At 41.4% G+C, this 26,512-nt stretch carries 21 protein-coding genes; 20 read left to right on the forward strand and 1 reads right to left on the reverse strand.

The features are described from left to right. Window positions 1–207 precede the first annotated feature (207 nt). The 18 genes from J2S23_RS01930 (at window position 208) to J2S23_RS02015 (ending at window position 21,863) form a co-directional block, all read left to right on the forward strand. Entirely contained in the window at window positions 208–1,293 is a 1,086-nt protein-coding gene (locus J2S23_RS01930) for an ABC transporter permease (RefSeq protein ID WP_307121085.1), read from the forward strand. Beyond that, window positions 1,293–1,982: an ABC transporter ATP-binding protein gene (locus tag J2S23_RS01935; RefSeq protein ID WP_307121086.1), complete on the forward strand. Its 690-nt coding sequence runs from the start codon at window positions 1,293–1,295 to the stop codon at window positions 1,980–1,982. Before J2S23_RS01930 ends, J2S23_RS01935 begins: the two co-directional genes overlap by 1 nt. Continuing rightward, window positions 1,979–2,389, forward strand: coding sequence for a peptide deformylase (locus J2S23_RS01940; protein ID WP_307121087.1), 411 nt, complete (start codon window positions 1,979–1,981; stop codon window positions 2,387–2,389). The genes J2S23_RS01935 and J2S23_RS01940 overlap by 4 nt, the downstream gene beginning before the upstream one ends. Window positions 2,390–2,595: 206 nt before the next feature. Beyond that, entirely contained in the window at window positions 2,596–3,354 is a 759-nt protein-coding gene (locus tag J2S23_RS01945; protein WP_307121088.1) for an amino acid ABC transporter ATP-binding protein, read from the forward strand. Between the two features lie 307 nt (window positions 3,355–3,661). Further along, complete coding sequence (locus tag J2S23_RS01950; RefSeq protein WP_307121089.1) at window positions 3,662–4,663, forward strand: uroporphyrinogen decarboxylase family protein; 1,002 nt, start codon at window positions 3,662–3,664, stop codon at window positions 4,661–4,663. Window positions 4,664–4,684: 21 nt separating this feature from the next. Beyond that, the gene (locus tag J2S23_RS01955) at window positions 4,685–5,545 is read left to right on the forward strand and encodes a transporter substrate-binding domain-containing protein (RefSeq protein ID WP_307121090.1); all 861 of its coding nucleotides are present in this window, start codon (window positions 4,685–4,687) and stop codon (window positions 5,543–5,545) included. A gap of 11 nt (window positions 5,546–5,556) precedes the next feature. After that, on the forward strand, window positions 5,557–6,246 hold the full coding sequence (locus J2S23_RS01960; protein ID WP_307121091.1) for an amino acid ABC transporter permease: 690 nt from the start codon (window positions 5,557–5,559) through the stop codon (window positions 6,244–6,246). Between the two features lie 9 nt (window positions 6,247–6,255). Next, the gene (locus J2S23_RS01965; RefSeq protein WP_307121092.1) at window positions 6,256–6,939 is read left to right on the forward strand and encodes an amino acid ABC transporter permease; all 684 of its coding nucleotides are present in this window, start codon (window positions 6,256–6,258) and stop codon (window positions 6,937–6,939) included. A 110-nt stretch (window positions 6,940–7,049) separates the two neighbouring features. Next, window positions 7,050–9,305 carry a bifunctional glutamate--cysteine ligase GshA/glutathione synthetase GshB gene (gshAB, locus tag J2S23_RS01970; protein WP_307121093.1) on the forward strand — a complete coding sequence of 752 codons (2,256 nt, stop codon included), beginning with the start codon at window positions 7,050–7,052 and terminating at the stop codon, window positions 9,303–9,305. A gap of 260 nt (window positions 9,306–9,565) precedes the next feature. Next, the gene (locus J2S23_RS01975) at window positions 9,566–10,714 is read left to right on the forward strand and encodes a glycerate kinase (RefSeq protein ID WP_307121094.1); all 1,149 of its coding nucleotides are present in this window, start codon (window positions 9,566–9,568) and stop codon (window positions 10,712–10,714) included. A 308-nt stretch (window positions 10,715–11,022) separates the two neighbouring features. Beyond that, window positions 11,023–11,484, forward strand: coding sequence for a MarR family winged helix-turn-helix transcriptional regulator (locus J2S23_RS01980; RefSeq protein ID WP_307121095.1), 462 nt, complete (start codon window positions 11,023–11,025; stop codon window positions 11,482–11,484). After that, the gene (locus tag J2S23_RS01985) at window positions 11,484–13,250 is read left to right on the forward strand and encodes an ABC transporter ATP-binding protein (protein ID WP_307121184.1); all 1,767 of its coding nucleotides are present in this window, start codon (window positions 11,484–11,486) and stop codon (window positions 13,248–13,250) included. Before J2S23_RS01980 ends, J2S23_RS01985 begins: the two co-directional genes overlap by 1 nt. After that, a complete protein-coding gene (locus tag J2S23_RS01990) occupies window positions 13,240–15,000 on the forward strand; it encodes an ABC transporter ATP-binding protein (protein WP_307121096.1) in 1,761 nt (586 codons plus the stop codon). Before J2S23_RS01985 ends, J2S23_RS01990 begins: the two co-directional genes overlap by 11 nt. Before the next feature lie 837 nt (window positions 15,001–15,837). Further along, the gene (locus J2S23_RS01995) at window positions 15,838–16,815 is read left to right on the forward strand and encodes a LacI family DNA-binding transcriptional regulator (protein WP_307121185.1); all 978 of its coding nucleotides are present in this window, start codon (window positions 15,838–15,840) and stop codon (window positions 16,813–16,815) included. Window positions 16,816–16,939: 124 nt separating this feature from the next. Next, window positions 16,940–17,857 (forward strand): ABC transporter permease, encoded by a 918-nt coding sequence (locus J2S23_RS02000; protein ID WP_307121097.1) that lies wholly within the window; start codon window positions 16,940–16,942, stop codon window positions 17,855–17,857. 9 nt (window positions 17,858–17,866) lie between these two features. Further along, window positions 17,867–18,754: a carbohydrate ABC transporter permease gene (locus J2S23_RS02005; RefSeq protein WP_307121098.1), complete on the forward strand. Its 888-nt coding sequence runs from the start codon at window positions 17,867–17,869 to the stop codon at window positions 18,752–18,754. 71 nt (window positions 18,755–18,825) lie between these two features. Next, window positions 18,826–20,439: an ABC transporter substrate-binding protein gene (locus tag J2S23_RS02010; RefSeq protein ID WP_307121099.1), complete on the forward strand. Its 1,614-nt coding sequence runs from the start codon at window positions 18,826–18,828 to the stop codon at window positions 20,437–20,439. A gap of 8 nt (window positions 20,440–20,447) precedes the next feature. Then, entirely contained in the window at window positions 20,448–21,863 is a 1,416-nt protein-coding gene (locus tag J2S23_RS02015) for a glycoside hydrolase family 32 protein (protein ID WP_307121100.1), read from the forward strand. A gap of 51 nt (window positions 21,864–21,914) precedes the next feature. Here the strand turns inward: J2S23_RS02015 and J2S23_RS02020 are convergent, their stop codons facing one another. Further along, entirely contained in the window at window positions 21,915–22,490 is a 576-nt protein-coding gene (locus tag J2S23_RS02020; RefSeq protein WP_307121101.1) for a TetR/AcrR family transcriptional regulator, read from the reverse strand. A gap of 108 nt (window positions 22,491–22,598) precedes the next feature. Here J2S23_RS02020 and J2S23_RS02025 point away from each other — a divergent pair, with 108 nt between their 5' ends. Together J2S23_RS02025 and J2S23_RS02030 are read left to right on the forward strand one after the other, a co-directional pair. Beyond that, window positions 22,599–23,300 carry an ABC transporter ATP-binding protein gene (locus tag J2S23_RS02025; protein WP_307121102.1) on the forward strand — a complete coding sequence of 234 codons (702 nt, stop codon included), beginning with the start codon at window positions 22,599–22,601 and terminating at the stop codon, window positions 23,298–23,300. 10 nt (window positions 23,301–23,310) lie between these two features. Further along, entirely contained in the window at window positions 23,311–25,941 is a 2,631-nt protein-coding gene (locus tag J2S23_RS02030) for an ABC transporter permease (protein ID WP_307121103.1), read from the forward strand. Window positions 25,942–26,512: the final 571 nt, after the last annotated feature.

The following is a 26,512-nucleotide window of genomic DNA, read 5'->3' on the forward strand; positions in this document are numbered from 1 at the left end:
CCTTCGGAGATCGGAAAACACATCAGCTCTAGACTGTTTTTAGAGAATGTGGATATACTTAGTTTTCTATTAGTATGGTACTGCGTGCTCAATCCTGGACCTTATTTTCAACTTAATTAGACCAGCCTTGAGCTGGTTTTTTTGAGCTATTACTTAGGAAATTCATTCCTAAAAGGGTATAATGGGAAGACAGAAAAGGAGCTAAGAATGAAGCACGCATGGGCTGAGATACGCTATAATTGGAAAAAATACCTGATGATTGAACTTTTGATTGTACTCATGATGTTTATGGTGGTCTTTTTGACGGGACTAGCTGGAGGATTAGCTGAGCAATCTTCAGGCGCCTTGAAAGAACTGTCAGCAGAAGGTTTTGTTCTGTCAAGCGATGCTAAAAATCTATTGGCTGATTCTAGCATGAGCCTAGAAGAGGCGGACAATCTCCAGTCAGAATTGAGCGGGCGCGTGACCGCCTTTAGTGTAGAGCGCTCTGGCTTAAAAAAAGAGGACCGTGCTGAAAAACAAGATGCCGTTTATTTTGTTCTTGAAGAAGACAGTTTTCTGATGCCAGAAGTCCTTGAAGGCAATAGCCTCCAAGCAGGCGAAAATCAGGTTCTCTTAAGTGAAGAGTTTGCTGAAGCTGGGATCGAGCTGGGGGACGTATTACTCGACACAAAATCTGATTTGACCCTTGAAGTCGTAGGTTTCATAGAGCGTCAAACCTATACCTTTGCTCCTCTAGCCATTATTTCCCAAGAGACAGATCGTCAGATGAAATTAGCCATTAACCCAGCTGCAGAAGAGCGTTACCAAAGTTTAGCGCTCGAAGACTCGAGTCAAATGGTTACGACAGAAGGTTTTACAGTGTCCTCCAAATCAGACCTAATTGAACAAGTACCGGGCTATGCGGCGCAGCAACTAACAGTTAATCTGATATCAGGTGTCCTTCTTTTTGTATCAGCAGCTATTTTAGGGATTTTCTTCTATATTCTGACCCTACAAAAACGGCAACAATTTGGTGTTATGCGTGCCATAGGGCTATCTATTCGTGAGATTGTCAGTATCCAATTTGGGCAAGGTTTCTTCTTAGCCATTCTTGGTGTAGGACTTGGAAGTGCACTCGCCTTAGGCACCATGAGTCTTCTTCCGAGCAAAGTGCCTGTTACGATCGATCTAAGCAGTGCTTTATTTGCAGCAGGTATTTTTGTTGGTATGGCTGTGTTTAGTATTTTGGTCTCTTGCTTACAAATTGTGAAAATAGACCCTGTCAAAATCATCGGTGGAGGTGATGTGTAATGAGCTTGCAATTAAAAGGCATTTCGAAAGCCTATCAGGATGGGCAAGAGAAGAATATTATTTTAGACAAGGCTGACTTGACGGTGCAACCAGGTGAATTTGTCGCTATTTTAGGACCGTCAGGAAGTGGTAAGTCAACTTTTCTATCGATCGCTGGTCTTCTGTTGACAGCAGATGAGGGAGAGACTTTATTGGACGGTAAACCGGTTCATGGTTTGTCTGACAAGGAGCGAACGAAGCTTCGGCGGGAAAAAATGGGTTTTATTTTTCAGAGCCATCACCTTATTCCTTATCTACCCATGGAGGAGCAATTACGTCTAGTAGCGACCAAGGAATTAGCCCGTGAAAAAACATCGTTAACGGACCGCATCGACTCTCTCCTTACTGGTTTTGATTTATCAGCTCAACGTCGATATTTACCTCAGCAACTCTCTGGTGGACAAAAACAACGGGTGGCCATTGCCAGGGCTCTTATCAATCAACCGAGCCTTCTGTTGGCAGATGAGCCGACAGCTAGTCTGGATGGCAAACGGGGACATCAGGTGGTTGAGCTGATGAAGCGTGAAGCTAGTCAACGCGGAACAGCAGTAGTCATGGTGACGCATGATGAACGTGTTCTGGATTTGGTCGATACGATTTATGTCCTCAAAGACAAACAATTGCTTTTACAAACCGAGGTAAGGAAATGATTAGAGAAATTGTCAAAGATACGTTTTTCCTGCAACAATCGTCTCAAGAAGCTAGTAAAGAAGATATGACCATAGGGCAAGACTTGCTGGACACCGTACAAGCCAATAAGGACAGGTGTGTTGGTCTAGCTGCTAATATGATTGGTCAGCAAAAACGCATCATTGTCGTTAGTCTGGGGTTTGTCGATTTGCTCATGTTTAACCCTGTCATTGTCGAGCAATCAGGACCCTATAAGACGGAGGAATCCTGTCTATCCCTAGAAGGCAGTAGGCCGACTAAACGCTACCAGACCATTAAGGTTACTTATCTCGATCAGAACTGGCGACGAAAATCAGTTGTTCTCAAGGATTTCCCTGCCCAAATCTGCCAACACGAGATAGACCATTGCGATGGGATTGTCATTTAACTGATTGATCAAAAAAAGAACCAACAAAAGCTACGAAAGATAACTGATTTTAATTTCTTTTAAAAAATCTCTCTAAAGATAATAGCTATTTCCAATCAAACCACAATCGATGGTTTGATTTTTTTATAGATGTGATAAAAAAAATATATTTGGGTGTTTGTTGGAATCGTGGTAAGATAAGAAAAAATAATCTGGAGGAAATGACGATGATTGAGGTTAAAGGCATAAAAAAAGCATTTGGAGATAAAGTCGTTTTAGATGGGGGTTCCTTAAAAGTGAACCAAGGGGATGTGGTGGTTATTTTAGGGCCGTCTGGCTCAGGGAAAACAACATTTTTACGATGCATTAACCATTTGGAGACGGTTGATGAAGGAGAGCTTGTCCTGTCAGGTAAGGATTATTCTTTAGCGCAATTGAGCCGACAGGACATTTTAGAAATTCGTCGGAAGACTGCCTTTGTATTCCAGAATTATAGCCTTTTTAACAATAAAACAGCTCTCGAAAATATTTTAGAAGGTCTGGTGATTGCCCGAAAAGTGCCGAAAGACGAAGCTCTTAAAATAGCAGAAACAGCTTTAACCAAGGTTGGTTTATGGGACCATAAAGATAAATACCCTCACCAGCTTTCTGGTGGGCAACAACAACGGGTCGGAATCGCACGGGCCATTGCAGTCAAGCCTGAAGTAATTCTTTTTGATGAGCCAACCTCTGCCTTAGATCCAGAGCTGGTTGGTGATGTGTTACAGGTTATGAAAACCTTAGCAGAAGAAGGCATTACGATGATCGTCGTTACCCATGAGATGACATTTGCCAAGGATGTTGCTAACCACGTCGTCTTTTTTGATGGTGGTAAAATTGTAGAGGAGGGCCATCCGTCCGATTTCTTTACCAGTCCAAAAGAAATGAGAACGCGCCAATTTTTGGCCCGGATTCTGCCTGATTTTGCCATCGATTATGTTTTATAATAATGCTGGAATTTTCTGTTTTTACCTAAGAATACTTAGGTCTATGATTGTGGAAAAAAGTTTTTTCAGCTATCTGTCTAGCTATCTAAGAAGGAGGAGGAACACTATCTAAATGGTAGGTGTTTTTCTCTTCTTTTTTATTTTGTGATTATTTAAACAAGCTATAAAGAATTCTTATCTGATTGATAGTTTATTTCTAATTTGAAAAATTTTAACGGAGTGATAGCTAAAATATATTATGCAAATGCATGGTGGCATGATAAGATAGTTCTCAAAAATAAACAGCACATGGTGCAAGGAGGCGCTTATGGTATCAAAACGTGAGTTAGTTGAGCAGGCATTTAATGGCGAAGTGGTAGACCGAGTTCCTGTTGGATTCTGGTTTCACTTTACAGAAAAAGACGAGTGGCTTAATGGATTAGATTCGGAAAATATCTATCAAAAAAATCTACATGGGCATCAGAAATTTCTTAAAACAGTAAAACCTGATTTTATAAAACTAATGAGTGATGGTTTCTTTAGATATCCTAGCCCATTAATCCATGAAGGTGTTAAATCAGTAAATGAATTAGCAGCAATCTCTCCCTTACCTGACAATCATCCTTGGTTTGACAAACAGGTTCAGCTTGTTAAAGACATTAAAGCTTCGTTTGATGAAGACATTGTTGCTTTATATAATATTTTTTCTCCGGCAACACATCTAAAGTGGCAGCTAGCGAATGAAGTCTCGTCAGGAGACGACCAACTTGCTGATTTGTTGTTAGAAAATCCTGAAACGGTTCAAAACGTTTTAACTGTTATCGCTAATGATTTGGCAAAACTTGTAAAACGGTTATTAAAAGAAGTGCCAATCGATGGTATTTATTTCAGTGTCCAAGGGGTTCAGGATAATCGTATTAATTCAGATGTCTATCCAACCTATATTCAACCTGCAGATTTGATTGTACTTGAAGCTGCAGGTGGTGAAGATGGACTTAATATTTTACATATTTGTGGCTATGAGGGCGCTAGTAACAATATAGCAGTATATAAGGATTATCCTGCAAAAGTATTTAATTGGGCTGTCAAACCAGAAAATGTATCTCTGAAAAATGGTCGGGAATTGTTTGGTGGGAAGACCGTTCTAGGTGGTTTTCAAAATGAAAAAAATAGCTTGATTTACAAGGGAACCCGTCAGGAGATTGAACAAGAGGTCAAAACGATTCTGTCTGAAAACGGTAGACAAGGCATTATTTTGGGGGCAGACTGTACCATTCCAAGTGATATTGATGTTGAACGCATTCAGTGGATTCGTGATGCAGCTCATTAATTTATGTAAGGAGAAAATAAAATGAATAAGAAAAAATGGTACATTGTCGGTAGTGTTGTCATTATAGTAGCTCTAGTAACAGTTTTAGGACGACAACTATTGCAATCTGATGAAAAGGCATCTTCTGATGTTGTGACTTTACGAGTTGCCCATACCCAATCTTACGCTCCCTACGATTTCATCAATGATGAGGGAGAATCAGATGGTTATGAGGTTCAAGTTTTAAAAGCGATTGATGAAAAATTAGAAGGATATCAGTTTGAATATACTGGGACAAGCGATGAAGATTTGCTTGTTGGGTTAGAATCAGGAAAGTATGATATTGGTACAAAAGGGGCATGGTATACTGAAGAAAGAGCTAAAAAGTTTTTAATTCCTGAGACTGCTATAGGGGCAAGTGTCATTGGCTTTACTATCCGTAAGGAGGATGAATCCAAATTCAAATCAATTGATGATTTTGCTACTGCAGAGGCAAAGTTAGTTCCCATTTCACCCCAAAATGCGCAATATAATGTAATTAAAGACTACAATACAGAAAATCCGGATACCCCAATTGAGTTAACAGCGGCTGAATCATTTACAGTAGCAGATGCTTACGCATGGGTCCTTGAGGGACGCTATGATGGGTATTTCGATATCAAATTGTCTTACGAAAATGCCGTGATTGCAGAAGATGGTGCTTATCACAAGTATGCTGATCAATTAAGTTATTTCCCTTACCGTGGCATTGAAACTTATCCGTTGATCCATAAAAATGCCCAAAATGAAGCGTTTGTTGAAGCTTATGAACAAGCCATAAAAGAACTTGAAGAAGAGGGTGTATTAGCTGAACTTTCTGAACAGTATTTCGGTGAAAATGTTTTTAACTATGTGACAAAATAGGAGAGGTTAGAATGGTTGAATTTTCACTTGCTCGAGTTGGGGACTTTATTCCTCAACTCCTTCCTTTTATACCAGTAACAGTTGGCCTTATTGTAATAACGTTTTTAATAGGTTCTTTATTAGGAGGTTGTCTGACTTGGATGCAGTTATCAAGAGACAATGTTTTGGTAAAAATAGCAGAAACTTATATTTTTATGTTAAGATGCACTCCTCCGATTGTCTTATTATTTCTTGTTTTTTATGGTATTCCAGAATTTTTGAAATGGTGGCTAGAAGTAGATATCAACCATTGGCCCAGAAGTATTTTTGTTGTAGTGACATTGGTTCTTCTTTTTTCAGCAATGATGGCGGAGGTGTTTAAATCTGCTTATCTAGCCTTACCTAAAGGCCAGGAAGAAGCTGCCTTAAGTATTGGGTTAACCCCGTGGCAAACCTTTTATCGTATCGTTCTTCCACAAGTTTTTAAGTTAGCCTTACCGAATATGACAAATGCTCTTTTAAATTTATTGAAAGATGCAGCCCTAGCCTATACAATTGGGATGGTTGATATTATGGGAGCAGCTAATTTGTTAGTTGGTCGTAATTTGGGGAATTACTCTTTAGAAACTTACACGGCAGTAGCTGTTATCTATTGGGGGATTTCTTTGGTGATTTCTGTTATTTCTCAATGGATGGAACGGTCGTTGGCGCCGAGGATTTAGGAGGTTGTTTTGGACTACATTATTCAAACCTTTTTCAAAACATTAGCTGGAGTTCCGGTCACTTTAGCGATTATGATTGTCTCTTTAGTGATTAGCTTCCTGCCTGCTTTGTTATTAGCTTTAGGGCAAATTTATAACATTAAAGGTGTTAAAACGTTTTCTCTTATATACCTTGCTTTTATAAGGGCTACTCCACCGATAGTCATGATATTATTTTTCTATAGCTTATTTCCGAGTCTTCTAAATAGTATCTTTAAAAATCTAGGTATTACGATCAATGTTTTTGATTTTAATCCAATAGTTTATGCTTTTATTATTTTTAGCATCATGACAACAGGGTCTTTATCGGAAATTATTCGATCAGCCTTACTTGCCATCAGTAAAGGACAGTTAGAAGCAGCTCAAAGTATTGGAATGAGTTCAAGTCAAGCCTATAGGAGAATCATCTTCCCACAGGCTTTTAAAGTAGCTTTGCCTAATCTCTGTAATTTGGTTATTAACTTGGCGAAGGGGACATCACTAGTTTTTGTCATGACAATCAAAGATATCACAGCAATTGCGCGTGTTGAAGCTGCCTACGGTTATCAATATTTTGAATCTTATTTTGTCATTTTTATAATTTACATTCTTCTGTGTGGAACTATTCAACTAGTATTTAATCACTTGGAAAAACGGTTTACCTTACCTGCATAATAGGATGTGGAGAAAAGTTTTATCTTTTCTCCACATTTCGTGTGAGAATCTTTGATTTCCCTCTTCTTTTTTGGTAAGTTAAGGGTAGTATTTAGACGAGGTGGAGAGCTATGTCACTGAAGGCAACAATTCTGGATAAGGGTCTTGAAGGGCTTTTTGTTCAGGCGACAATTGGGATTGAAAAAGAAGGGCAGCGCGTGGATCAGGATGGACAAATTAGCCAAAATTTGCACCCTAAAAGGTTTGGTTCCCGTGACTTTCACCCCTATATTCAGACAGATTTTGCTGAGTCGCAGTTAGAGTTGATAACGCCAGTCTGTGGGGCGTCGACGGATGCCCTAAGGTTTTTAGGGGCTGTTCATGAAGTGACCATACGGCAGCTAGCTGAGGATGAGTACCTTTGGCCCTTGTCGATGCCAGCAAGACTGCCAGAATCCAGTGCTATTTTGGAAGCTCAAATGGCAGATGAGGATCGACGGTATCGTGAATATTTGACCGAGAAATATGGCAAATACAAGCAAATGGTCTCTGGGATTCATTACAATTTTGGCCTAAGCCCAGCCTTCTTTCAGGCTTTAGCGAGTGAAAAGGGTTCTCTTACGGAGACACGTAATCTGGTTTACATGAAGCTAGCTCGGCAATTCTTGCGCTACCAGTGGTTGCTCATTTATCTTTTGGGGGCGTCCCCGCTTGCCCCAGACCGCTATTTTGAAGGCGGAGAGGCCTTGGATTCTCCAGCACGTTCCATTCGGTCCAGTCGTTTTGGGTATGTCAATGAGCCTCATGTTCACGTATCCTTTGACAGTTTGGACCAGTACATTAAGGATTTGAGACATTTGGTTGACACAGGAGACCTGATTGCTGAGAAAGAGCTGTATGAAACCGTGCGCTTTAGAGGAGCCAAATCTGTCAAAGATTTACCGGAAAAAGGTATTGAGTATTTGGAGTTTCGCCTGTTTGACCTCAATCCCTTTGCGCCTTACGGCATGACGCCTGAAGATGCCCGATTTGTTCACCTCTTTTTGATGGGTCTTCTTTGGATTGAGGAAACTCCGGATTATCGTGCGGGCCTGCCCCTAAAAGAGGCCACAGCCCTAGCCCATCCCCTGACACCTGCTGCAGATATAGCAGAAGCTGAACTGGTTTTTGAGGCCTTGCTGGAAATGGCAGAGCAGATAAGCCTTTCCGTCAGCGACCGAGAGCTTTTACTAGACAAACGTAGCCAGATTAGCCAGCCCGAGAAAACGGTGGGAGGTCAACTCTGGCAGACCTATGAAGCCTCAGGCAGCATGCTCGAGGTAGGCCTCAACTTGGCCCGCTCTTATAAGTCAGCTGTTATGGAGAAACCCTTTGGCCTTCAAGCCTTCTCTGAGATGGAATTGTCAACCCAAGCCTTTTTAGCTGATGCGATTCAGTACGGGTTTGCTGTTGAAATCCTTGATGAACGCGATCAATTTGTCAAGCTGACCTTTGCAGACCATATCGAATATGTCAAGAATGGCAACATGACTAGCCAGGATAGCTACATTTCACCACTGATCATGGAAAATAAGGTCGTGACTAAAAAAGTTCTCGCGCAGGCAGGATTCCAAGTTCCTGAAAGTATCCAGGTCACCAGCCTTGAAGAGGCTGAGCAAGTGTTCTCACTGGTCTGCTCAAAACCCATTGTCATTAAACCCAAATCAACCAACTTTGGCTTAGGCATCAGTATTTTTGAAAAGGGGATAACGGATAAGGGCGACTTTTTAAAAGCTGTTGAACTTGCTTTATTAGAAGACAAAGAAGTCATGGTGGAAGATTTCATCGTAGGAACGGAGTACCGCTTTTTTGTGCTTGGCGATGAGACCAAGGCTGTTCTTCTGCGCGTGCCAGCCAATGTCATAGGAGATGGTGTCTCTACGGTCAAGGAATTGGTCGCGGTCAAAAATACTAATATTTTAAGGGGAGATGGCAAATCAACTCCGCTCAAGAAAATTGAACTGGGAGAGTTGGAACAGCTTCAGCTCAAGGCTCAAGGTTATACTGTAGATAGCGTTATTTCAGAAGGCGAGACGGTCTATCTGAGGGCTAATTCTAACATCAGCACAGGTGGTGACTCCATCGACATGACCGATGAGGTCCATCCGTCTTATAAGACGATTGCGGTTGCGATTGCCAAGGTCATGCAGGCTAAAGTCTGTGGAGTGGATTTGATAATCCCTGATATTACGTTACCAGCAGACAGCAGTCCGACGAGTTATGGGATCATTGAGGCTAATTTTAACCCCATGATGATGATGCATATCTTTCCAGCAAAAGGTACCTCTCGTCGTTTAACGACAGATGTCCTTAAAATGCTTTATCCAGAGTACCCCTGGTCTTCTTAGCACAAACGCTCAACTGTTGAGCGTTTTTTAAACCCATCAAAAGGACTAAAAAGCTTTTTATTGGACATGTTTAAAATGTCAATTTTGTGTGGGACAGTGTTGGCCTGTAATTGCTTGTATTGCCTGTAATGTTCTGTAACTATGCCATCGAGCTGCCAGATTAAGACTGAAGACAAAGTCCTCTCATTTTGGTAAGATAAGAAAAAGAAGTTTTAACATTTGACGATACTTTTACTGATGAGAGAAGAAAAGGAGATATGATGCCAAAAGTCATTATTGCTATGGATTCCTTTAAAGGAAGTGCCAGCTCGTGGCAAATAGGACAAGCGGTGAAAGACGGTGTATTGAAGAGCTTGCCAGAAGCTGATGTTCAGGTATTAGCAGTAGCTGATGGGGGTGAAGGAACGATTGCTGCCTTTTCTCATAATCTGGCAGGGCAACGCATCACCGTAGAAGCGACTAGTCCAGATGGTCGATTGATAGAGGCGGATTATTTTCTCAGTGAAGACTCGGATTACGCGGTTGTCGAAGTTGCTCAAGCTTCTGGGATAACGCAGATTGATGACACTGACTCTCAACTGTTGCAATACAGTAGCTATGGGACTGGTCAAGTGATTGCCCATGCTCTAGATCAAGGGATCAAACGGTTATATATCGGCTTGGGTGGGTCAGGAACGAACGATTTAGGGTTAGGATTACTAGCTGCCCTTGGGCTTAAGGCATTTAATGACTCGGCCCAAGAAGTAGAGATGATTCCAAAGCATTTTTCCAACATCACTCGTTTTGAAAGCGGTGGTTTGAAACCTGAGCTTCGGGGTGTCGACATTCAGTTTCTAGTCGATGTGTCCAACCCCCTTTGTGGAGCAGAAGGTGCTAGCCAAGTGTTTGGCCCTCAAAAAGGGGGTTTAGATGAGGAAATCGCCTACCTCGACCGAGAGTTTTACCGTTTGGCTGAGCTCCTGAGCCCTGAAAATCCAGACCATCTTCGTCTCTTGCCTGGAGGCGGTGCTGCTGGAGGCATTGGAGCAGGGATTTATGCTTTTCTTGCATCAGACAAAGTCAGCATGGTGCCAGGCATTGAAACGATTCTGAGTCTGGCTGGTTTTAAAGAGTCTTTAACAGATGCTGATTTAGTGATGACTGGGGAGGGCAAAATGGACCAGCAGACCCTATACGGGAAGGTTCCTCTCGGAGTCCTGCAACTGGCTAAGCTGGAGAATGTCCCGGCGGTTGCTATTGTGGGAAGCCATTCGACAGACTTATCCCAGCTTTACGACCTTGGTTTTGCAGGGGTATTTTCAATCTGTCCTGGTCCACTGACCCTTGAAACGGCCATGAAAAATGTTCTCCCCTTAGCGGAACAGACTGGTCAAACTCTGGCTAGATTTTACAAGGTTGTTTCAGAGTAAGTTTGTGGAAAATGTTGGCTAACAGTCTTTCATTTCAAGAGGTTGGGTGACAATCCCAGCCTTTTTTGTTATCGGTAAAAAAATAGGGGTTTAGACTGTAACTTGCGGGTGACTTTGGTGGCATTTTACTCTAATGTGATTTGTGAACGGATAGTTGTATTTTTAATCTGTCCATCAAGAAATCATTCTAATCAGTGAGTTTTTTAAAATTTCAAAAAAAGTTCTCAAGAGAACTTTTTTGCTTGACGAATGATTGTCAAAGTATTAAACTAGTTCCCATGATTACTAAAAGAAAGGATTGATGATTTTTGAAAAATCCAATCATGCAAGTAAGGCATTTTTTGAATCAATTGGAGCATGTTATGGATGTGACAGCAGTCAAGTATGACGTGAAACACTTAGGTGGACCGCAAGGTCACGTGATTCTTTTTCTGACCCGTCATCCTGATAGGGAGATTTCCATACGGATGATCGAAGAGGAATTAAAGATTTCAAAATCAGTTGCGTCCAGTTTGATTAAGCGGATGGTCAAGAACGGCTTTATAGAAGTTGTTCCATCTCAAGAAGATAAGCGATATAAGCATGTCTATCTAACGGAACTAGGCTGTCAGAAAGCCATTGCTTATCAAGAATTTTTAGATGCTATTCATTTACAATTACTCAAGGATGTTTCTATTGATGATCTTAGGTTATCCTATACAGTGGTTAAAACGTTAGAGCGCAATATTGAGTCCATTTTAGAGGCTGAAACAGAAAAAGGGGGACAATGATGTTTAAATTGATGAAACGCTTCACCAAAAAAGAAGTCGCAGTGATGGTGTTGACACTGGGCTTGGTTTTCTTAAGCGTATGGCTAGACTTGGAAATTCCATCCTATATGTCTGAAATCACAGCCTTATTGCAGACACCAGGGACAGAGGTCAGTGCCTTAAAAGAGCCAGCGATTAAGATGCTCAGTTTGTCTTTTGGAAGTTTTATTGTTGCAGCAATCATTGGCTTTTTGGCTGCAAGAACGGCGGCTTCTTATACCACACGGCTAAGAAGTCAAATCTATACTAGGGTTATGGATTTTTCACAAGCTGAAATTAAACAGTTTTCGATTCCTAGTTTGTTAACTCGGTCGACCAATGACTTAACACAGCTTCAGGTACTTATCACCATGGGATTGCAAGTCATCACTAAGGGACCTATTATGGCGCTTTGGGCCATTAGCAAAATCGCTGATAAGTCAGGGGAATGGGTGGCTGCTGTAGCGGTTGCTGTAGTCATTGTTCTTTTAATGTTGACAGCCTTTTTATTCCTCGCCTTCCCTAAACAGCGTCGAATTCAAAAATTGGTGGACCGTCTCAATGCAATTACGAGAGAAAGTTTGATTGGGATTCGTGTCATCAGAGCCTATAATGCAGAAGGTTATCAGACAGATAAATTTAATGTCACCAATGATGAGTTAACCCGTCTTCAACTCTTTGTTGGGCGTATCTTTAGTCTGATGGGCCCTGTCATGTCTCTTATTTCATCTGGTCTGACACTGGTTATTTATTGGATTGGGGCACATCTGATTTCTGAGGCCGTTCTTGAAGCCAAAATTGGTTTATTTGCGGATATGGTCGTCTTCAGTTCATACGGGATGCAAGTTGTTATGGGATTCATGATGATGATGATGGTCTTCATGATTTTACCTCGTGCCCTGGTTTCTGCAGGTCGGATTAACGAAGTCCTTACATTAGATAATAGCTTGACTTATCCTGAAAAGACCTCAATAGAACCAAGGGGACAAGGGCATATTGTTTTTGATGACGTTTCTTTCCGTTATAGTAAAACATCAGAAGCTGTCATCGAACACGTTTCCTTTAGTGCCAATAAGGGAGACACGATTGCCTTTATAGGTTCAACGGGTTCAGGGAAATCGACCTTAGTGAATCTCATCCCACGATTTTACGATGCGACTCAGGGAACGATTAAGATCAATGGTGTTGATGTTAAAGCCTATGATCAAAAAGAACTGCATCATCGGGTTGGCTATATTCCTCAAAAAGCTGTTCTATTTTCTGGAACCATTCGGTCAAATATTGCAATGGGGGATTCTGCAGCAGGTCAACTCTCAGATGATGCCATTTGGGAAGCCCTTGAATTGGCACAGGGGAAAGACTTTGTTGAGGCTTTAGATAAGGGCTTAGATGCTGAAGTAGCTCAAGGAGGAACGAATTTTTCGGGTGGGCAACGGCAACGCTTGGCGATTGCCAGGGCTTTAGCTCGCAAACCTGAAATCTTAATCTTTGATGACTCGTTTTCTGCTCTTGATTATCGAACTGACAAGGCTCTTCGGCAAATGCTTTCTGAGCGAACGCAGGACATGACCAAATTAATTGTCGCTCAGAGGATCTCTACTATTATGGATGCAGATGATATTTTAGTCCTTGATCAAGGGAAAGTGGTTGGTCAAGGCACACACAGAGAATTATTGGCAACTAATCCAATCTATCAAGAAATAGCCTATTCTCAATTATCTAAGGAGGAGTTAGAACATGGAAACTAAAAAGCCGTCCTTACTAGAACAAATGAAACCCTTTATCAAAGGATTCCAGCTTCCTTTTGTTATCGCTGTTATAGGAGCCGTCGTTGCTAATTTTATTACCGTTTATGGTCCTAGACAGGTCGAAAAATTAACCAATAAAATCACAGAAGGTTTAATGGGACAGATGGATCTTGAAGGGATTGGAAAAATTGCCGGTTTTCTGGCAACACTCTACCTCATTAGTGCAGTTGTCAATTACCTTCAAGCCTTCATTATTAATACGATTGTTCAAAAATATTCACAGCGGCTTCGAACGGCCATCGCTAGTAAAATCAACCGTGTACCATTAGCTTATTTTGACAGTCATTCTCAGGGCGATACTTTGTCACGAGTGACCAACGACGTTGACACCGCCTCTCAATCGCTTAACCAAAGTTTAGGAACTTTAATTACTGCGACTACCTTATTGATTGGGTCTATTGTCATGATGGTGATTACGGACCATTGGCTTGCTCTGACAGCCATTGCATCAACCGTGATTGGCTTTGTAGGGGTAGCTCTGATTATGGGGAAAGCCAGAGGTTATTTCGAGGCCCAACAGCGCAATCTTGCTGCTGTGAATGGGTTTGTTGAAGAAACGTATTCTGGGCACAATGTGATCAGCAGTTATAATGCTATCGATGAGACCAAAACATCATTTGAAGCCTTAAACGATAACCTTTACCAGTCCATGTGGAAATCTCAGACCATCTCAGGAATTATGATGCCTATGATGACCTTTATCGGTAATTTTGGGTACGTCATGGTCTGTATTGTCGGGGCTGTTCTCTTACTTGATGGGAGATTGACCATGGGAACAATTGTTGCTTTTATGATGTATATTCGTATTTTTACGCAACCTCTTCAACAGATTGCGCAAGCATTGACACAATTCCAAGCTGCAGGAGCAGCCATGTCCCGTGTTTTTGAATTTCTTAACCAAGACGAACTAGAAGATGAAACCGGTAAAACGAAACAATTAAATCGCTCAAAAGGAAATGTAACGTTTGATCAGGTCTCTTTTGGTTATCTTCCGGGGCAACCCATTATTCATAACTTTACAGCTCAGGCCAAATCAGGGCAAAAAATTGCAATTGTAGGCCCTACGGGTGCTGGTAAAACAACAATCGTCAATCTTCTTATGAAGTTTTATGACATCGATAGTGGTCAAATCTCAATTGATGGTAAAGATCTTAAATCAATGACTCGTGCGGAAGTTCACGACCAGTTTGCAATGGTTTTACAAGATACATGGCTGTTTGAAGGTACGATTCGCGACAACCTCATTTATAACCAAGAAGGGGTGACAGAAGACCAGATGATAGCAGCCACCAAAGCTGTTGGAGTGCACCATTTCATCATGACCTTAGCCGATGGTTATGAAACACGCTTAGACGATACCGTTAGTTTGTCTGTCGGTCAGAAGCAATTGCTGACGATTGCTCGGGCACTCTTGAAAAATGCCCCTCTCTTAATTTTAGACGAAGCAACCTCATCAGTAGACACACGAACGGAAGAAGTTATTCAGCGGGCTATGGATCGGTTGATGGAAGGTCGGACAAGCTTTGTGATTGCTCACCGACTGTCGACCATACGGAATGCTGACCTGATCCTAGTGATGAAAGAAGGCAACATTATTGAACAAGGGACCCACGAAAGCCTTTTGGCTCAATCCGGCTTTTACGCTGACCTTTATAATTCTCAGTTTGAAGAAGACCCTGAAGAGGACTAGTGACTAGCTTATTGGTCAGTACAGAATTCATCAGGACGAAAAGTTTGAACGCGTTTCATCTGTGAAAGCTTTTCTGAGTGCTCACAGTGGGTCTATCTGCTTCCATAACACTCCTGATTCAAGCTTTCTTAAAAAGCAAGTCACAGAAACACTAAAAATGTAACTAGCTAGAAGGCAACCGTTGAGAGCACGACGGTTGCCTTTGTTGCTTAGGAAACCAATCACACATATAAATTTTTTAAGATGTCATAAAAAATCGGTAACCGAATAGGTTCGATTTCCCCTCCCTTTTTCATTTTTAGCTTCCGCATAGCTCAAACAGTCAGAAAGTGACTGTTTGAGGTTGGAAATAGTGGAAACGACGTTTCCCTCTATTGTTAGGGCTGTAAAAGCTGATGAAATCAGCGAATGAGAGCCCACTCAGCAGTGGCTCATTGGTGCTGAAGCACCTAATGACCTGTGCAGGGGTAACACTAAAACTGACATAGCCAGTGAGTGTCACTCCCAACCACTGCGTCTTGTTTAACGGATGATAAATAATTAGAAGGCTAGGACATTTTTCCCAGCTTTTTTCTAATAATCAACTGAATGCTTAATCAGTGGACATTGTGCTTACTCAATTTTGTAAATTCATTGACAAGGTTTTTGATATCCTGTGACTGAAAGCTAAGTGTATATATTATAGACCAACTTTATAGATGGTTTTTACATGAACAAGTCAATAGACTCATAACCCCTAAAAATTTTTTAGAAAAACTCTTTACAAAGATAAAAATTCATGATATACTGGAAACGTTTCCAGATAGATAGAAATAGAAATGCTTTAGAAAGGAGGATATCATGGCAACTATGAAAGATGTTGCTCACTTAGCAGGAGTGGGAGTTGGTACGGTGTCAAGAGTGATTAACAATGGCCAAGTTAAAGCAACGACTCGCCAAAAAGTTGAAGAAGCCATTGCACAGCTTAACTATGAACCTGATAACTACGCCCGTGGGCTGAAACTTCAAAAAACCTTTATGGTCGCCCTTATCCTACCAACTGTTTGGCATCCTTTCTATGGTGAGTTTGCCTATCATGTGGAAAACGAATTGGCTAAACGTGGCTATAAATGTATGATTTGTAATTCTGATGGACGAGCGGATCGAGAGTTAGAATACATCAAAATGATGCAACAAAATAAGGTCGATGGAATCATAGCCTTGACCTATAGTGATATCGATCCATATGTGACCTCTTCCTTACCTTTTGTCAGTGTTGACCGGCATTTTTCAAATGAAGCGATCTCAGTTTCAGCAGATAACATGGATGCTGGTAGGCTTGCTGCTGAAACCTTGATGTCAAAAGGGTGTGATGTCCTTGCTTACATAGGAGGCCAACCGAGATTTCCGACTGAAATTGGCAAGCGTCAAATAGGATTTACAGATACTTGTAATAGCTACCAAAAAGAAAATTATTATCTCTTAGTCCCGGAACCCTTTGTCGATTTAGAAGGACAATTGGAAACGTTCTTCCGACAGCATCCAGATATAACTGGCATATTTACCATTAATGATTTTATGGCTTTGGATGTGATTGCGGTCCTTAACCAAATGGGTAAAAAAGTGCCAGAGGATGTCCAAATAATTGGATGTGATGGAATCCGAATGGCTTCTGATCGTCCACTCGTAGTTTCTACGATTCGGCAACCCATAGAAGAAATGGCCTTAACCTCTGTCAACGCCCTCATTTCATTAATGAACAAAGAGGAAGTGAACCGGTACAATGTCCTTCCAATATCTTATTTAGAAGGAAGTACAACCAAAAAAGTAGTTTAATTACCTAAAATCAACTCTAGTTATCCTAAAGATGGTTTTAGTCAAAAATCTCATAGCGATTTGCTTTGAGGTTTAATCTTAGCAGAAACTGGAAACGTTTCTAAAATGTGCAAAGGAGAAAAATATGGCTACGTCAATAGCTAAAACGTCACTCTGGTCTAAGATAAGCAAGTACAAAATGCTCTATCTCATGCTGATTCCAGGACTTTTAATGACAATCATTTTCAAATACGTTCCGATGTATGGTGTTTTGATCGCATTTAAGGATTATAACCCATTGAGAGGTATTTTAGGAAGTGAGTGGGTAGGGTTTGAAGAGTTCCGCAAATTCTTATCAGCACCCAATCTTGGCATTTTATTAGGAAATACACTGAAACTTTCAATTTATGGACTTTTGTGGGGATTCTTCCCACCGATTATCTTATCCATTATGTTAAACCAATTGATGAGTGACCGTGTGAAGAAGAAACTACAGCTTATCTTGTATGCTCCTAACTTTATTTCACTAGTTGTCATCGTTGGTATGGTCTTTCTATTCTTCTCAATTGAAGGACCGGTAAACAGTTTCCTAGGATTATTTGGCATTAAAGCTAATTTCTTGACCAACCCAGATTATTTTAGATCCTTATACATTGCCAGTGGTATTTGGCAAGGCATGGGATGGGCGTCGACCTTATATACCGCAACCCTTGTCAATGTTGACCCAGCTTTGATTGAAGCCTCTAAACTTGATGGCGCGAATATTCTTCAAAGGATTCGCCATATTGACTTACCAGCGCTCAAACCTGTAATGGTCATCCAGTTTATCTTGGCTGCTGGTAATATCATGAGTGTAGGCTATGAAAAAGCATTTCTAATGCAAACATCCCTTAACTTAACAGCTTCAGAAATCATCTCAACCTATGTCTATAAGCAAGGTTTGGTTTCTGGGAATTACTCTTACTCTACTGCAGTTGGACTATTCAATACTATCATTAATGTCATTCTTTTAATCATAGTGAATAAGATTGTCCAAAGGATTAATGATGGTGAAGGGTTATAAGGAGGACATATGAACGCACATCTTCAAACAGATTTCGATAGACGTATTTTGTGGATTAATAGAATCCTACTAGGTTTAATTGTTTTAATGACATTCGTTCCGCTCGTGTATATCTTATTGGCTTCATTTATCGAGCCATCGGCTCTATTATCAAAAGGCATTAGCCTTAACCCAGATGACTGGACAGTTGAAGGGTATAAACGTGTTTTTTCGGATTCTTCTATCCTAAGAGGCTTTCTCAATTCATTCCTCTACTCTACGGTTTACGCTTTGATTACGGTTGCTTTGTCCATGTTAACAGCTTATCCCTTGTCAAAGAAAGATCTTCCAGGACGTCAATGGATTAACGGGTTCTTAATCTTCACCATGTTTTTTGGTGGTGGATTAGTTCCGACCTATCTCTTAGTTAAGAATCTTGGCATGCTAAATTCCATCTGGGCTATTGTTTTACCAGGAGCCATCAATGTCTGGAATATCATTCTAGCGAGAACCTATTTCCAAGGCCTTCCTGAAGAACTCGTTGAATCGGCGAAACTGGACGGAGCTAATGATTTTCAAATTTTCTTGAAAATCATGCTACCATTAGCCAAGCCGATTATGTTTGTCCTCTTTCTTTATGCCTTTGTTGGCCAGTGGAACTCCTACTTTGATGCAATGATCTATCTCAAAGATCCAAATTTGGAACCATTACAATTAGTTCTCAGAAAGATTTTGATTCAAAATACACCAGAACAAAATATGGTTGGTGGTCAAGCTGCTATGGCTGAAATGAAGCGAATTGCAGAAATGATTAAGTATGCGACAATCGTTATCTCCAGTGCACCGCTCCTGATCATGTACCCATTCTTCCAGAAATACTTTGATAAAGGTGTTATGGTTGGATCCCTCAAAGGATAAAGCTTCGATAGGACATAGTCCAAGTTATTTACTTCATTTTATAAATTAAAAAATATTTAGGAGGTTTTCAAATGAAAACATGGAAAAAACTTGCCGGATTTGGTTTAACAACCCTCTCTGCAATCACTCTTGCTGCATGTGGTAACTCTGGTGGTGGAGCATCATCACCAGACTACGAACTCAGTAATGTCACCTTCCCATTGGAAGAACAGGTCAGCTTAAAAATCACGACAGGGAGTTCAACATTAGCCCCACAAGATCCTAATGATAAGCTGATTTATAAGCGTTTGGAAGAAAAAACAAACCTCCATATCGACTGGACAAACTATACTAGCGACTATGCTGAAAAACGTAACCTAGACATTTCTTCAGGCGATCTTCCTGATGTGTTTTGGAATGCAGGAGCCTCAGATGTTGAATTGATTAATTGGGCAGACGACGGCGTTATTATTCCAATCGAAGATCTAATTGAAGAGTATATGCCAAACCTTAAAAAAGTTTTGGATGATAATCCGGAATACAAGGCGATGCTGACAGCACCAGATGGACACATTTATTCACTTCCATGGATCGAGGAGCTTGGTTCCGATAAAGAGTCCATCCATAGTGTGAATGACATGGCTTGGATCAACACCGAATGGCTTGATAAGCTAGGCCTTGAAATGCCTCAGACGACGGATGAGCTCATCACTGTTCTAAAAGCATTTAAAGAAAAAGATCCTAACGGAAATGGTCAGGCTGATGAAATTCCAATGTCTTTCATTAACAATGGAGGTAATGAAGATTTCAAATTGCTCTTTGGTGCATTTGGTATCGGTGATAATGATGACCATATCGTTGTAGGAAATGATGGTGTGGTAGACTTTACGGCGGATAACGAAGACTATAAAGAAGGTGTTGCCTTCATGCGCCAGCTGCAGGAAGAAGGCTTGCTCGACCCTGAAGCATTCGAGCAGGATTGGAATACCTACATTGCTAAAGGTAATGAACAGCGATACGGTGTTTATTTCACTTGGGACTCTAACAACGTTTCAGGAAGTGAGAACTACGATGTCCTACCTGTCTTGGAAGGACCGGATGGTCAAAAGAATGTGACTCGTACCAATAATATTGGTTTCTCACGCGATCGTATCATCATCACCAGTGCCAATAAAAACTTGGAATTGACAGCTCGTTGGTTGGATCTTATGTATGAGCCACTTCAATCTGTTCAAAACAACTGGGGAACCTATGGTGATGAAGAACAACAAAATATCTTTGAATTTGATGAAGCAAACAACATGCTTAAACACTTGCCATTAGAAGGTACAGCTCCAAGTGAACTTCGTCAAAAAACAGAAGTTGGCGGAGGTCTTGCTATCCTCGATGAATACTATGGCACCGTAACAACAATGCCAGATGACGCTAAATGGCGTTTGGATCTGTTAGAAGAAAATTATGTCCCTTATATGTCTAATGATAATATCTATCCAAGAGTCTTTATGGATCCAGAGGATTTGGAAAAAATTGATCTGATTTCTGCCGACCTGATGGATTATGTTAACCGTAAACGGTCTGAATGGATTGTTAACGGTGGTGTCGAAGAAGAATGGGATGCATACATCCAAGAGTTAGAACGCTTCAAACTTTCTGAATTTGTAGCGATTAAGCAGAAGTATTATGACTCTTATAATACTGAAAAATAGGAGAACACATGGTTGAAGAACGATTTACTTTGCAACGAGCTCAAGATTATATTTCCAAATCTATCGGAAACGTTAATGATCAGTTTAAGCCCGAAAAACACTTAACAGCTCCTGTGGGATGGATTAACGATCCAAATGGTTTCGTTTACTTCCGTGGAGAGTACCATCTCTTTTATCAATACTATCCCTATGATTCTTCATGGGGGCCCATGCATTGGGGGCATGTCAAATCAACTGATTTATTGCACTGGGAGCAGTTGCCTGTAGCTCTTGCTCCTGACATGGCTTATGATAAAGATGGGTGTTTCTCAGGCAGTGCAATTGTCAAAGATGATCGTTTGTGGCTGATGTATACTGGTCATATTGTTGAAGAGGACGGTTCGATTCGTCAGGTGCAAAACATGGCTGTTTCAGAGGATGGTATTTCTTTTACAAAATTAACCTCTAATCCTGTGATGACTGGTGATAGTATTCCGGAAATTAGCTCAGCTGACTTTCGAGATCCAAAACTATTTGAAAAAGACGGTCACTTTTATGCAGTTGTTGCTACAAAGCATGTCGATCAGGTTGGCTGTATTGTTTTGCTAGGTTCAACTGACTTAGAGAATTGGTCCTTCGAATCGATCTTTTTGAAAGGAACGACAGATCAAGGGATTATGTGGGAATGTCCAGATTACTTCAATTTGAAGGGTCAAGATTGCTTAATCATGTCTCCTATGAAATTCCCACAGTCTGGCCAAGATTTTCAAAATCTTAATTCCAACATTATCTGTTTTGGTCATGTAGATTGGTCAACAAAAACATTTGTGCTCGAAAAAATAGACGAGATTGACCATGGTCATGACTTCTATGCAGCCCAATCCCTCGAAGACAATCAAGGGCGTCGCATTATGATTGCTTGGATGCAAGCCTGGGGGAGAAAAATCCCAACACAAGACCTTAACCATAACTGGGCAGGCATGATGACTTTAGCGCGGGAGTTAACAATTGTTGATGGACAATTAGTCCAAACACCATTTTTACCAGGTAAAGGTAGGAATACTGTCGAATTAAGCCAGGGCGACTTATGGGAAGAAGAGTTGAAGTCACCGTCAAGATTGGATCTGATTTCTGAAGAACATGCGAGTTGGACTCTGACTATTGGAGGACCTTATGATTACATTAGGTTATCGTTAGAAAACAATCAATTGACCCTTGATCGGAGCGGACTAGAGAATCAGCTAGGTGGTGAGGAAACAAGTCCTCTCCTAAAACGTTCTGTTCAGTTGCCAAATGGTGTCAATGAGCTAACACTATTTATCGACAAGTCTGCATTTGAAGTTTTTGCTAATAAAGGTAAAATTAGCATGACATCAACCTTCTATGCTAAAGTAAACACAGCCAAACTGACTGTTCAAACAGGAATCAGCAGGCTACAATATTAATCTCAAGAAGAGGCTGTGTTTTGCACAGCCTCTTCTTTTCGGCAGTCTGTTCTAGTCCCTATAAGTCAATTGCACTTGGCTTGTGATGAGTTGGGCAATTTCAGAAATGGGGTCAGTCATGCCTTTTTTAACCCAAAGGAGGAAGACTGAGACGATGCTTGCAATAAACATCTCGTATTCATAGTCTGACTTATACTGTAGAGGTGTGATTTGATCGTCTTGGTCAAGGTCCTTGATGAAGTGGAAGAATTGTTCCATGATTTCTTTTAATAAATCAGAAAGAAAGGTGGTCTGGTTAGACATGACCAGGGCTCGGACAAAAATGTGATCTTCTTTCAGATACTCAAGGGTTTGTGAAATGGTCTGAAATAAGGCATCGTTCTTACCTTGTAACATAGAATCGTTAAGGAGAGCAGTGGTTAAGATGGCCATGAGCTGGTCAATCATATCTGCGACCAGTTGGTCTCTCAAATCGTATTTGTCCACATAATGGTGGTAAAAGGTGCTGCGGTTGATCGCAGCCTTTTCGATGATATCACTAACGGTTAGGCGGTCAAACCCTTTGTCTAAGAGGAGTTCTGAAAAGGCTTGTTTAATCTTAGATTTGGTTTTTGTTTGTCGTTTCATGCGGGAACTCCTTATTTCAACACTCTGTTGAAAATTGTCTGTTGAGTTTTAGTTTTGAAGATTATATAATATTTTTAGGATGAAAGCAATACTGAAAGGAATGGGAAAATGGCTTATATTGAAGTGAAAAATCTGAGCAAGGGATTTCAGGTGGGCGAGACGAAAATCATGGCTAACCAAGACCTCAATTTTGAGATTGAAAAAGGGGAGCTAGTCATGATTTTGGGGGCTTCTGGCGCTGGAAAATCGACCCTGCTAAATATTTTAGGAGGCATGGATACATGCGATACTGGTCAGGTCATCATCGACGGCCAAGACATTGCGCAGTACAATTCCCGTCAGCGGACGGATTACCGCAGGGATGATGTCGGATTTGTCTTTCAGTTTTACAATCTAGTCGGTAATCTGACAGCCAAGGAAAATGTGGAGCTAGCTTCTGAAATCGTCAAGGATGCTCTTGACCCTGAAGAGACCTTAAAAGAAGTAGGGCTAGGTCACCGTTTGAACAACTTTCCGGCCCAGTTGTCAGGTGGTGAGCAGCAACGGGTTTCCATTGCCCGTGCGGTTGCCAAGAACCCTAAGATCTTGCTCTGTGATGAACCAACTGGGGCTCTCGATTATGAGACAGGTAAGCAAGTCCTGAAAATCTTACAGGACATGGCTCGCGAAAAAGGTGCCACGGTGATTATTGTGACGCATAATTCTGCCCTGGTGCCGATTGCAGATCGGGTCATCCACATGCGTGACGCCAAAGTCAAGGACCACTACCTTAACCAAGAACCGCAAGATATTGCGACCTTGGAATATTAGGAGGTATCTGATGGCAAATAGGATTTATTGGCGAGACATTTGGCGCTCGATTCGTAAGACCAAGGCTCGTTTTTTCTCCATTGTTAGCCTGATGGCTCTGGGATCATTTGCCTTAGTCGGGCTTAAAGTCGCTGGCCCTAACCTAGAGCAAACGGGTGCGGCCTTTTTGAACCAGTATCAGGTCGCGGATCTTATAGTGATGGCAGACTTTGGCTTAGGGGAGCATGATCAGGACGAGTTAAAAAGCCTTGACAAGGCGACGGTCAGCTTTGGGTATTTGCAGGATGTTCTGGTCAAGGATCAAGAAGCGTCTTTGCGTGTCTTTTCATTAGATAAAACCTTGTCGCAACCCGTCTTAGTTGAAGGCCATCTGCCTAAAACGGACCAAGAGATTGCTTTATCTGCCAACCTGGCAGAAGACTATCAATTGGGGGATACCATCACCTTTGAATCAGACGACGATGGGACCTTAACAGCTGACACTTATACTGTATCAGGGTTTATCAAGGCTAGTGATATTTGGTCAGAAACCAGCTTTGGAGCCAGTCAAAAAGGGTCTGGCGAGTTAGACGGGTATGCTATGGCTGACGGGTCAGCTTTTGATGCTGAGGTTTATAGTTTAGCTCGATTGCGTTTTGAAGATTTAGAAGATCTCAATCCTTTTGATTCTACTTATCAGAAAGGCTTGGCAGAAGAAGAGTCTGCTTTGGAAGACCTTTTAGCTGATAATGGTATGGAGCGGTTAAAGGAAATCAAGGAAGAGCCAGAGGCAGAGATTGCTAAGGGACAAAAAGAATTAGACGATCTCAAGGAGCAACTGGATGGTCAAGAAAAAGCTTTGAAAGCTCTGGGACGAAGTGCATCAGATGTGCCAGAACTGGTCAAGCTCCAAGAGACCTTGACAACAGAGCAAGCCAAATTGGACGACGCCCAAGAAGAATTGGACGAATTAAAGGAGCCGACCTATCGGGTTTCTAACCGCCGGACCATGCCAGGAGGTCAGGGCTATCAGACCTATGGGTCCTCGGCAGCCTCCATTTCTCAGGTGGGCAATGTCTTTCCTGTGGTTCTTTATTTTGTGGCAGCCCTTGTCACCTTCACGACAATGACGCGGTTTGTAGATGAGGAGCGGACCAATGCAGGGATTTTTAAAGCCCTTGGCTACAGCCGCAAAGCCATCCGTCGAAAATTTATCATTTATGGCTTAGTGGCAGGAACTGTCGGAACCCTTCTTGGAACTTTGGGGGGCCAATTTATCCTAGCTCCCATGATTTCAGGTATCATTTCAACCGGTACAGTCATCGGGAAAGCAACCCTCTTTAGCTATCCTGTCTATTACGTCTTATCTCTTATTTTATCTTTGATTTCTGCTGTCTTACCAGCCTATTTGATTGCTAATAAAGGTTTGAAAGAGCAGACGGCTTATCTACTCCAGCCAAAACCACCGGTGAAGGGGGAAAAGATCTTACTGGAACGCCTTGGCTTTATCTGGAAACGGATGAGTTTTACGAATAAGGTAACAGCCCGTAATATCTTTCGTTACAAACAACGGATGTTCATGACCATCTTTGGAGTTGCCGGGTCCATTGCCCTCCTTTATGCTGGTTTAGGGATCCGGTCATCGCTCAGTGGGATTTCAGAGACCCAGTTTGGACAGATTTTAACTTACGACATGCTAGTGGTTGAAAAAGAGGATGCCAGTGAAGCAGACCAAAAAGACCTGGACAACGCCCTAAATGGCTCAGACATCAAGGCGTATCTCCCAATTTATACTGATAGTTTGACCCAGGTTTTTCCTGAGGTTGAAGACAAACAGAGTCTGACTCTGATGGTGACAGAAGGGCGTGATTTTGGGGAATTGCTCCATATGCGAGATGCAAAAACCAAAGAAGAGCATTCCTTATCTTCAGATGGTGTTGTTATTTCTGAGAAATTAGCCAAACTCTACGGCGTTAAAGCAGGCGACGAGATAAGCTTGACACGGGATGATCAGACGGTAACGGTTCCTGTGACGGGTGTGGTTCAACTTTTTACAGGTCACTTTGTCTTTATGACGAGTCAGGCTTATGAAGAAGCTTTTGAAGAAAGCTATGCATCGGATGCCTATTTGATAGGGTTAAAAGCTAATGATGAACAAGCGATTAAGGACCATGCTGCGCAGTTTTTAGAGTTGTCAGCAGTTTCTGCAGTCTCTCAAAACCTATCTGTGGTCGAGCAGGTTAATCTGATTGTGGATTCCTTGGCTTCAACCATGATGTTATTGGTAGCTGTGTCGATTTTGCTTGCGATGGTGATTCTATATAATCTGACCAATATCAATGTGGCAGAGCGTATCAGAGAGTTATCAACGATTAAGGTTTTAGGCTTCCATAACAAGGAAGTGACGCTTTATATTTACCGAGAAACCATTGTCTTGACCTTGATTGGGATTGCTCTCGGGTTACTGTCAGGGCATTTTCTGCATCTCTTTTTGATTGAGATGATTGCACCAGACAGCATGATGTTTAACCCACAGGTGACACCGGAAGTTTGGGTAATTCCGATTGTGACGATTATCTTAATCTTGGCGGTTCTCGGTTGGTTGGTCAATCATCGCCTGAAAAAACTAGATATGTTAGAAGCTTTGAAGGCAAATGAATAAGGAAAGAAGGCTGGGTCATCCCAGCTTCAGATTGAAGACAAAGTCTGTTTTGAAACTTTCCTTAGCTGATAACGGACGGTAGCGACTCCCTTTGGACGTCTGACTCAAGCTATTGCTTGCTCTATTTCCAACCTTTAACAGTCTCCCAGACTGTTAAAGCAAACCTAAGTTTTGAGCCTAAGGTCTCAAAACTTCCGAGTACCTGAAACGCAATAGTTTCAGGTACTTTTATCACAGCGGAAAGTTTCGATACTTGCTCGCTTAGCTCGCAAAAAATCAACTTTTTAAATCCCTGGTAGAACCTCGTAATGTCTTTTTGATAGAAAACTAGGGTTTGTCTACGTCCTCGGCTGGGTAGTCCCAGCTTTTTTGTCGCTAAAAAAGCCATTGAAATGACAGTAAACCTTTCTACCATTTATAATCTTCAGTTCTGAAGATGAATTTCGTCCTGATTTTCATCAATATCTCTGAAAACAATCAAATATTTTTGAACGGCTATCGTTAGCTAGGTTTTGAGAATTAGGATATAATAGAAAACACATAGAAATCGTTTTCAACAAGTGATGAGGAG

The organism is Streptococcus moroccensis (assembly GCF_030812835.1).
GTDB lineage: Bacteria > Bacillota > Bacilli > Lactobacillales > Streptococcaceae > Streptococcus > Streptococcus moroccensis.

What these genes read in the sequence shown, in the direction of transcription:
- J2S23_RS01945 (WP_307121088.1), top strand. Translation starts at nt 2,596, where the DNA reads ATGATTGAGGTTAAAGGCATAAAAAAAGCATTTGGAGATAAAGTCGTT.
- J2S23_RS01940 (WP_307121087.1), top strand. Translation starts at nt 1,979, where the DNA reads ATGATTAGAGAAATTGTCAAAGATACGTTTTTCCTGCAACAATCGTCT.
- J2S23_RS02030 (WP_307121103.1), top strand. Translation starts at nt 23,311, where the DNA reads ATGGCAAATAGGATTTATTGGCGAGACATTTGGCGCTCGATTCGTAAG.
- J2S23_RS02010 (WP_307121099.1), top strand. Translation starts at nt 18,826, where the DNA reads ATGAAAACATGGAAAAAACTTGCCGGATTTGGTTTAACAACCCTCTCT.
- J2S23_RS01990 (WP_307121096.1), top strand. Translation starts at nt 13,240, where the DNA reads ATGGAAACTAAAAAGCCGTCCTTACTAGAACAAATGAAACCCTTTATC.
- J2S23_RS02020 (WP_307121101.1), bottom strand. Translation starts at nt 22,490, where the DNA reads ATGAAACGACAAACAAAAACCAAATCTAAGATTAAACAAGCCTTTTCA.
- J2S23_RS01950 (WP_307121089.1), top strand. Translation starts at nt 3,662, where the DNA reads ATGGTATCAAAACGTGAGTTAGTTGAGCAGGCATTTAATGGCGAAGTG.
- J2S23_RS02025 (WP_307121102.1), top strand. Translation starts at nt 22,599, where the DNA reads ATGGCTTATATTGAAGTGAAAAATCTGAGCAAGGGATTTCAGGTGGGC.
- J2S23_RS02015 (WP_307121100.1), top strand. Translation starts at nt 20,448, where the DNA reads ATGGTTGAAGAACGATTTACTTTGCAACGAGCTCAAGATTATATTTCC.
- J2S23_RS02000 (WP_307121097.1), top strand. Translation starts at nt 16,940, where the DNA reads ATGGCTACGTCAATAGCTAAAACGTCACTCTGGTCTAAGATAAGCAAG.
- J2S23_RS01955 (WP_307121090.1), top strand. Translation starts at nt 4,685, where the DNA reads ATGAATAAGAAAAAATGGTACATTGTCGGTAGTGTTGTCATTATAGTA.
- J2S23_RS01935 (WP_307121086.1), top strand. Translation starts at nt 1,293, where the DNA reads ATGAGCTTGCAATTAAAAGGCATTTCGAAAGCCTATCAGGATGGGCAA.
- J2S23_RS01985 (WP_307121184.1), top strand. Translation starts at nt 11,484, where the DNA reads ATGTTTAAATTGATGAAACGCTTCACCAAAAAAGAAGTCGCAGTGATG.
- J2S23_RS01975 (WP_307121094.1), top strand. Translation starts at nt 9,566, where the DNA reads ATGCCAAAAGTCATTATTGCTATGGATTCCTTTAAAGGAAGTGCCAGC.
- J2S23_RS01930 (WP_307121085.1), top strand. Translation starts at nt 208, where the DNA reads ATGAAGCACGCATGGGCTGAGATACGCTATAATTGGAAAAAATACCTG.
- J2S23_RS02005 (WP_307121098.1), top strand. Translation starts at nt 17,867, where the DNA reads ATGAACGCACATCTTCAAACAGATTTCGATAGACGTATTTTGTGGATT.
- gshAB (WP_307121093.1), top strand. Translation starts at nt 7,050, where the DNA reads ATGTCACTGAAGGCAACAATTCTGGATAAGGGTCTTGAAGGGCTTTTT.
- J2S23_RS01960 (WP_307121091.1), top strand. Translation starts at nt 5,557, where the DNA reads ATGGTTGAATTTTCACTTGCTCGAGTTGGGGACTTTATTCCTCAACTC.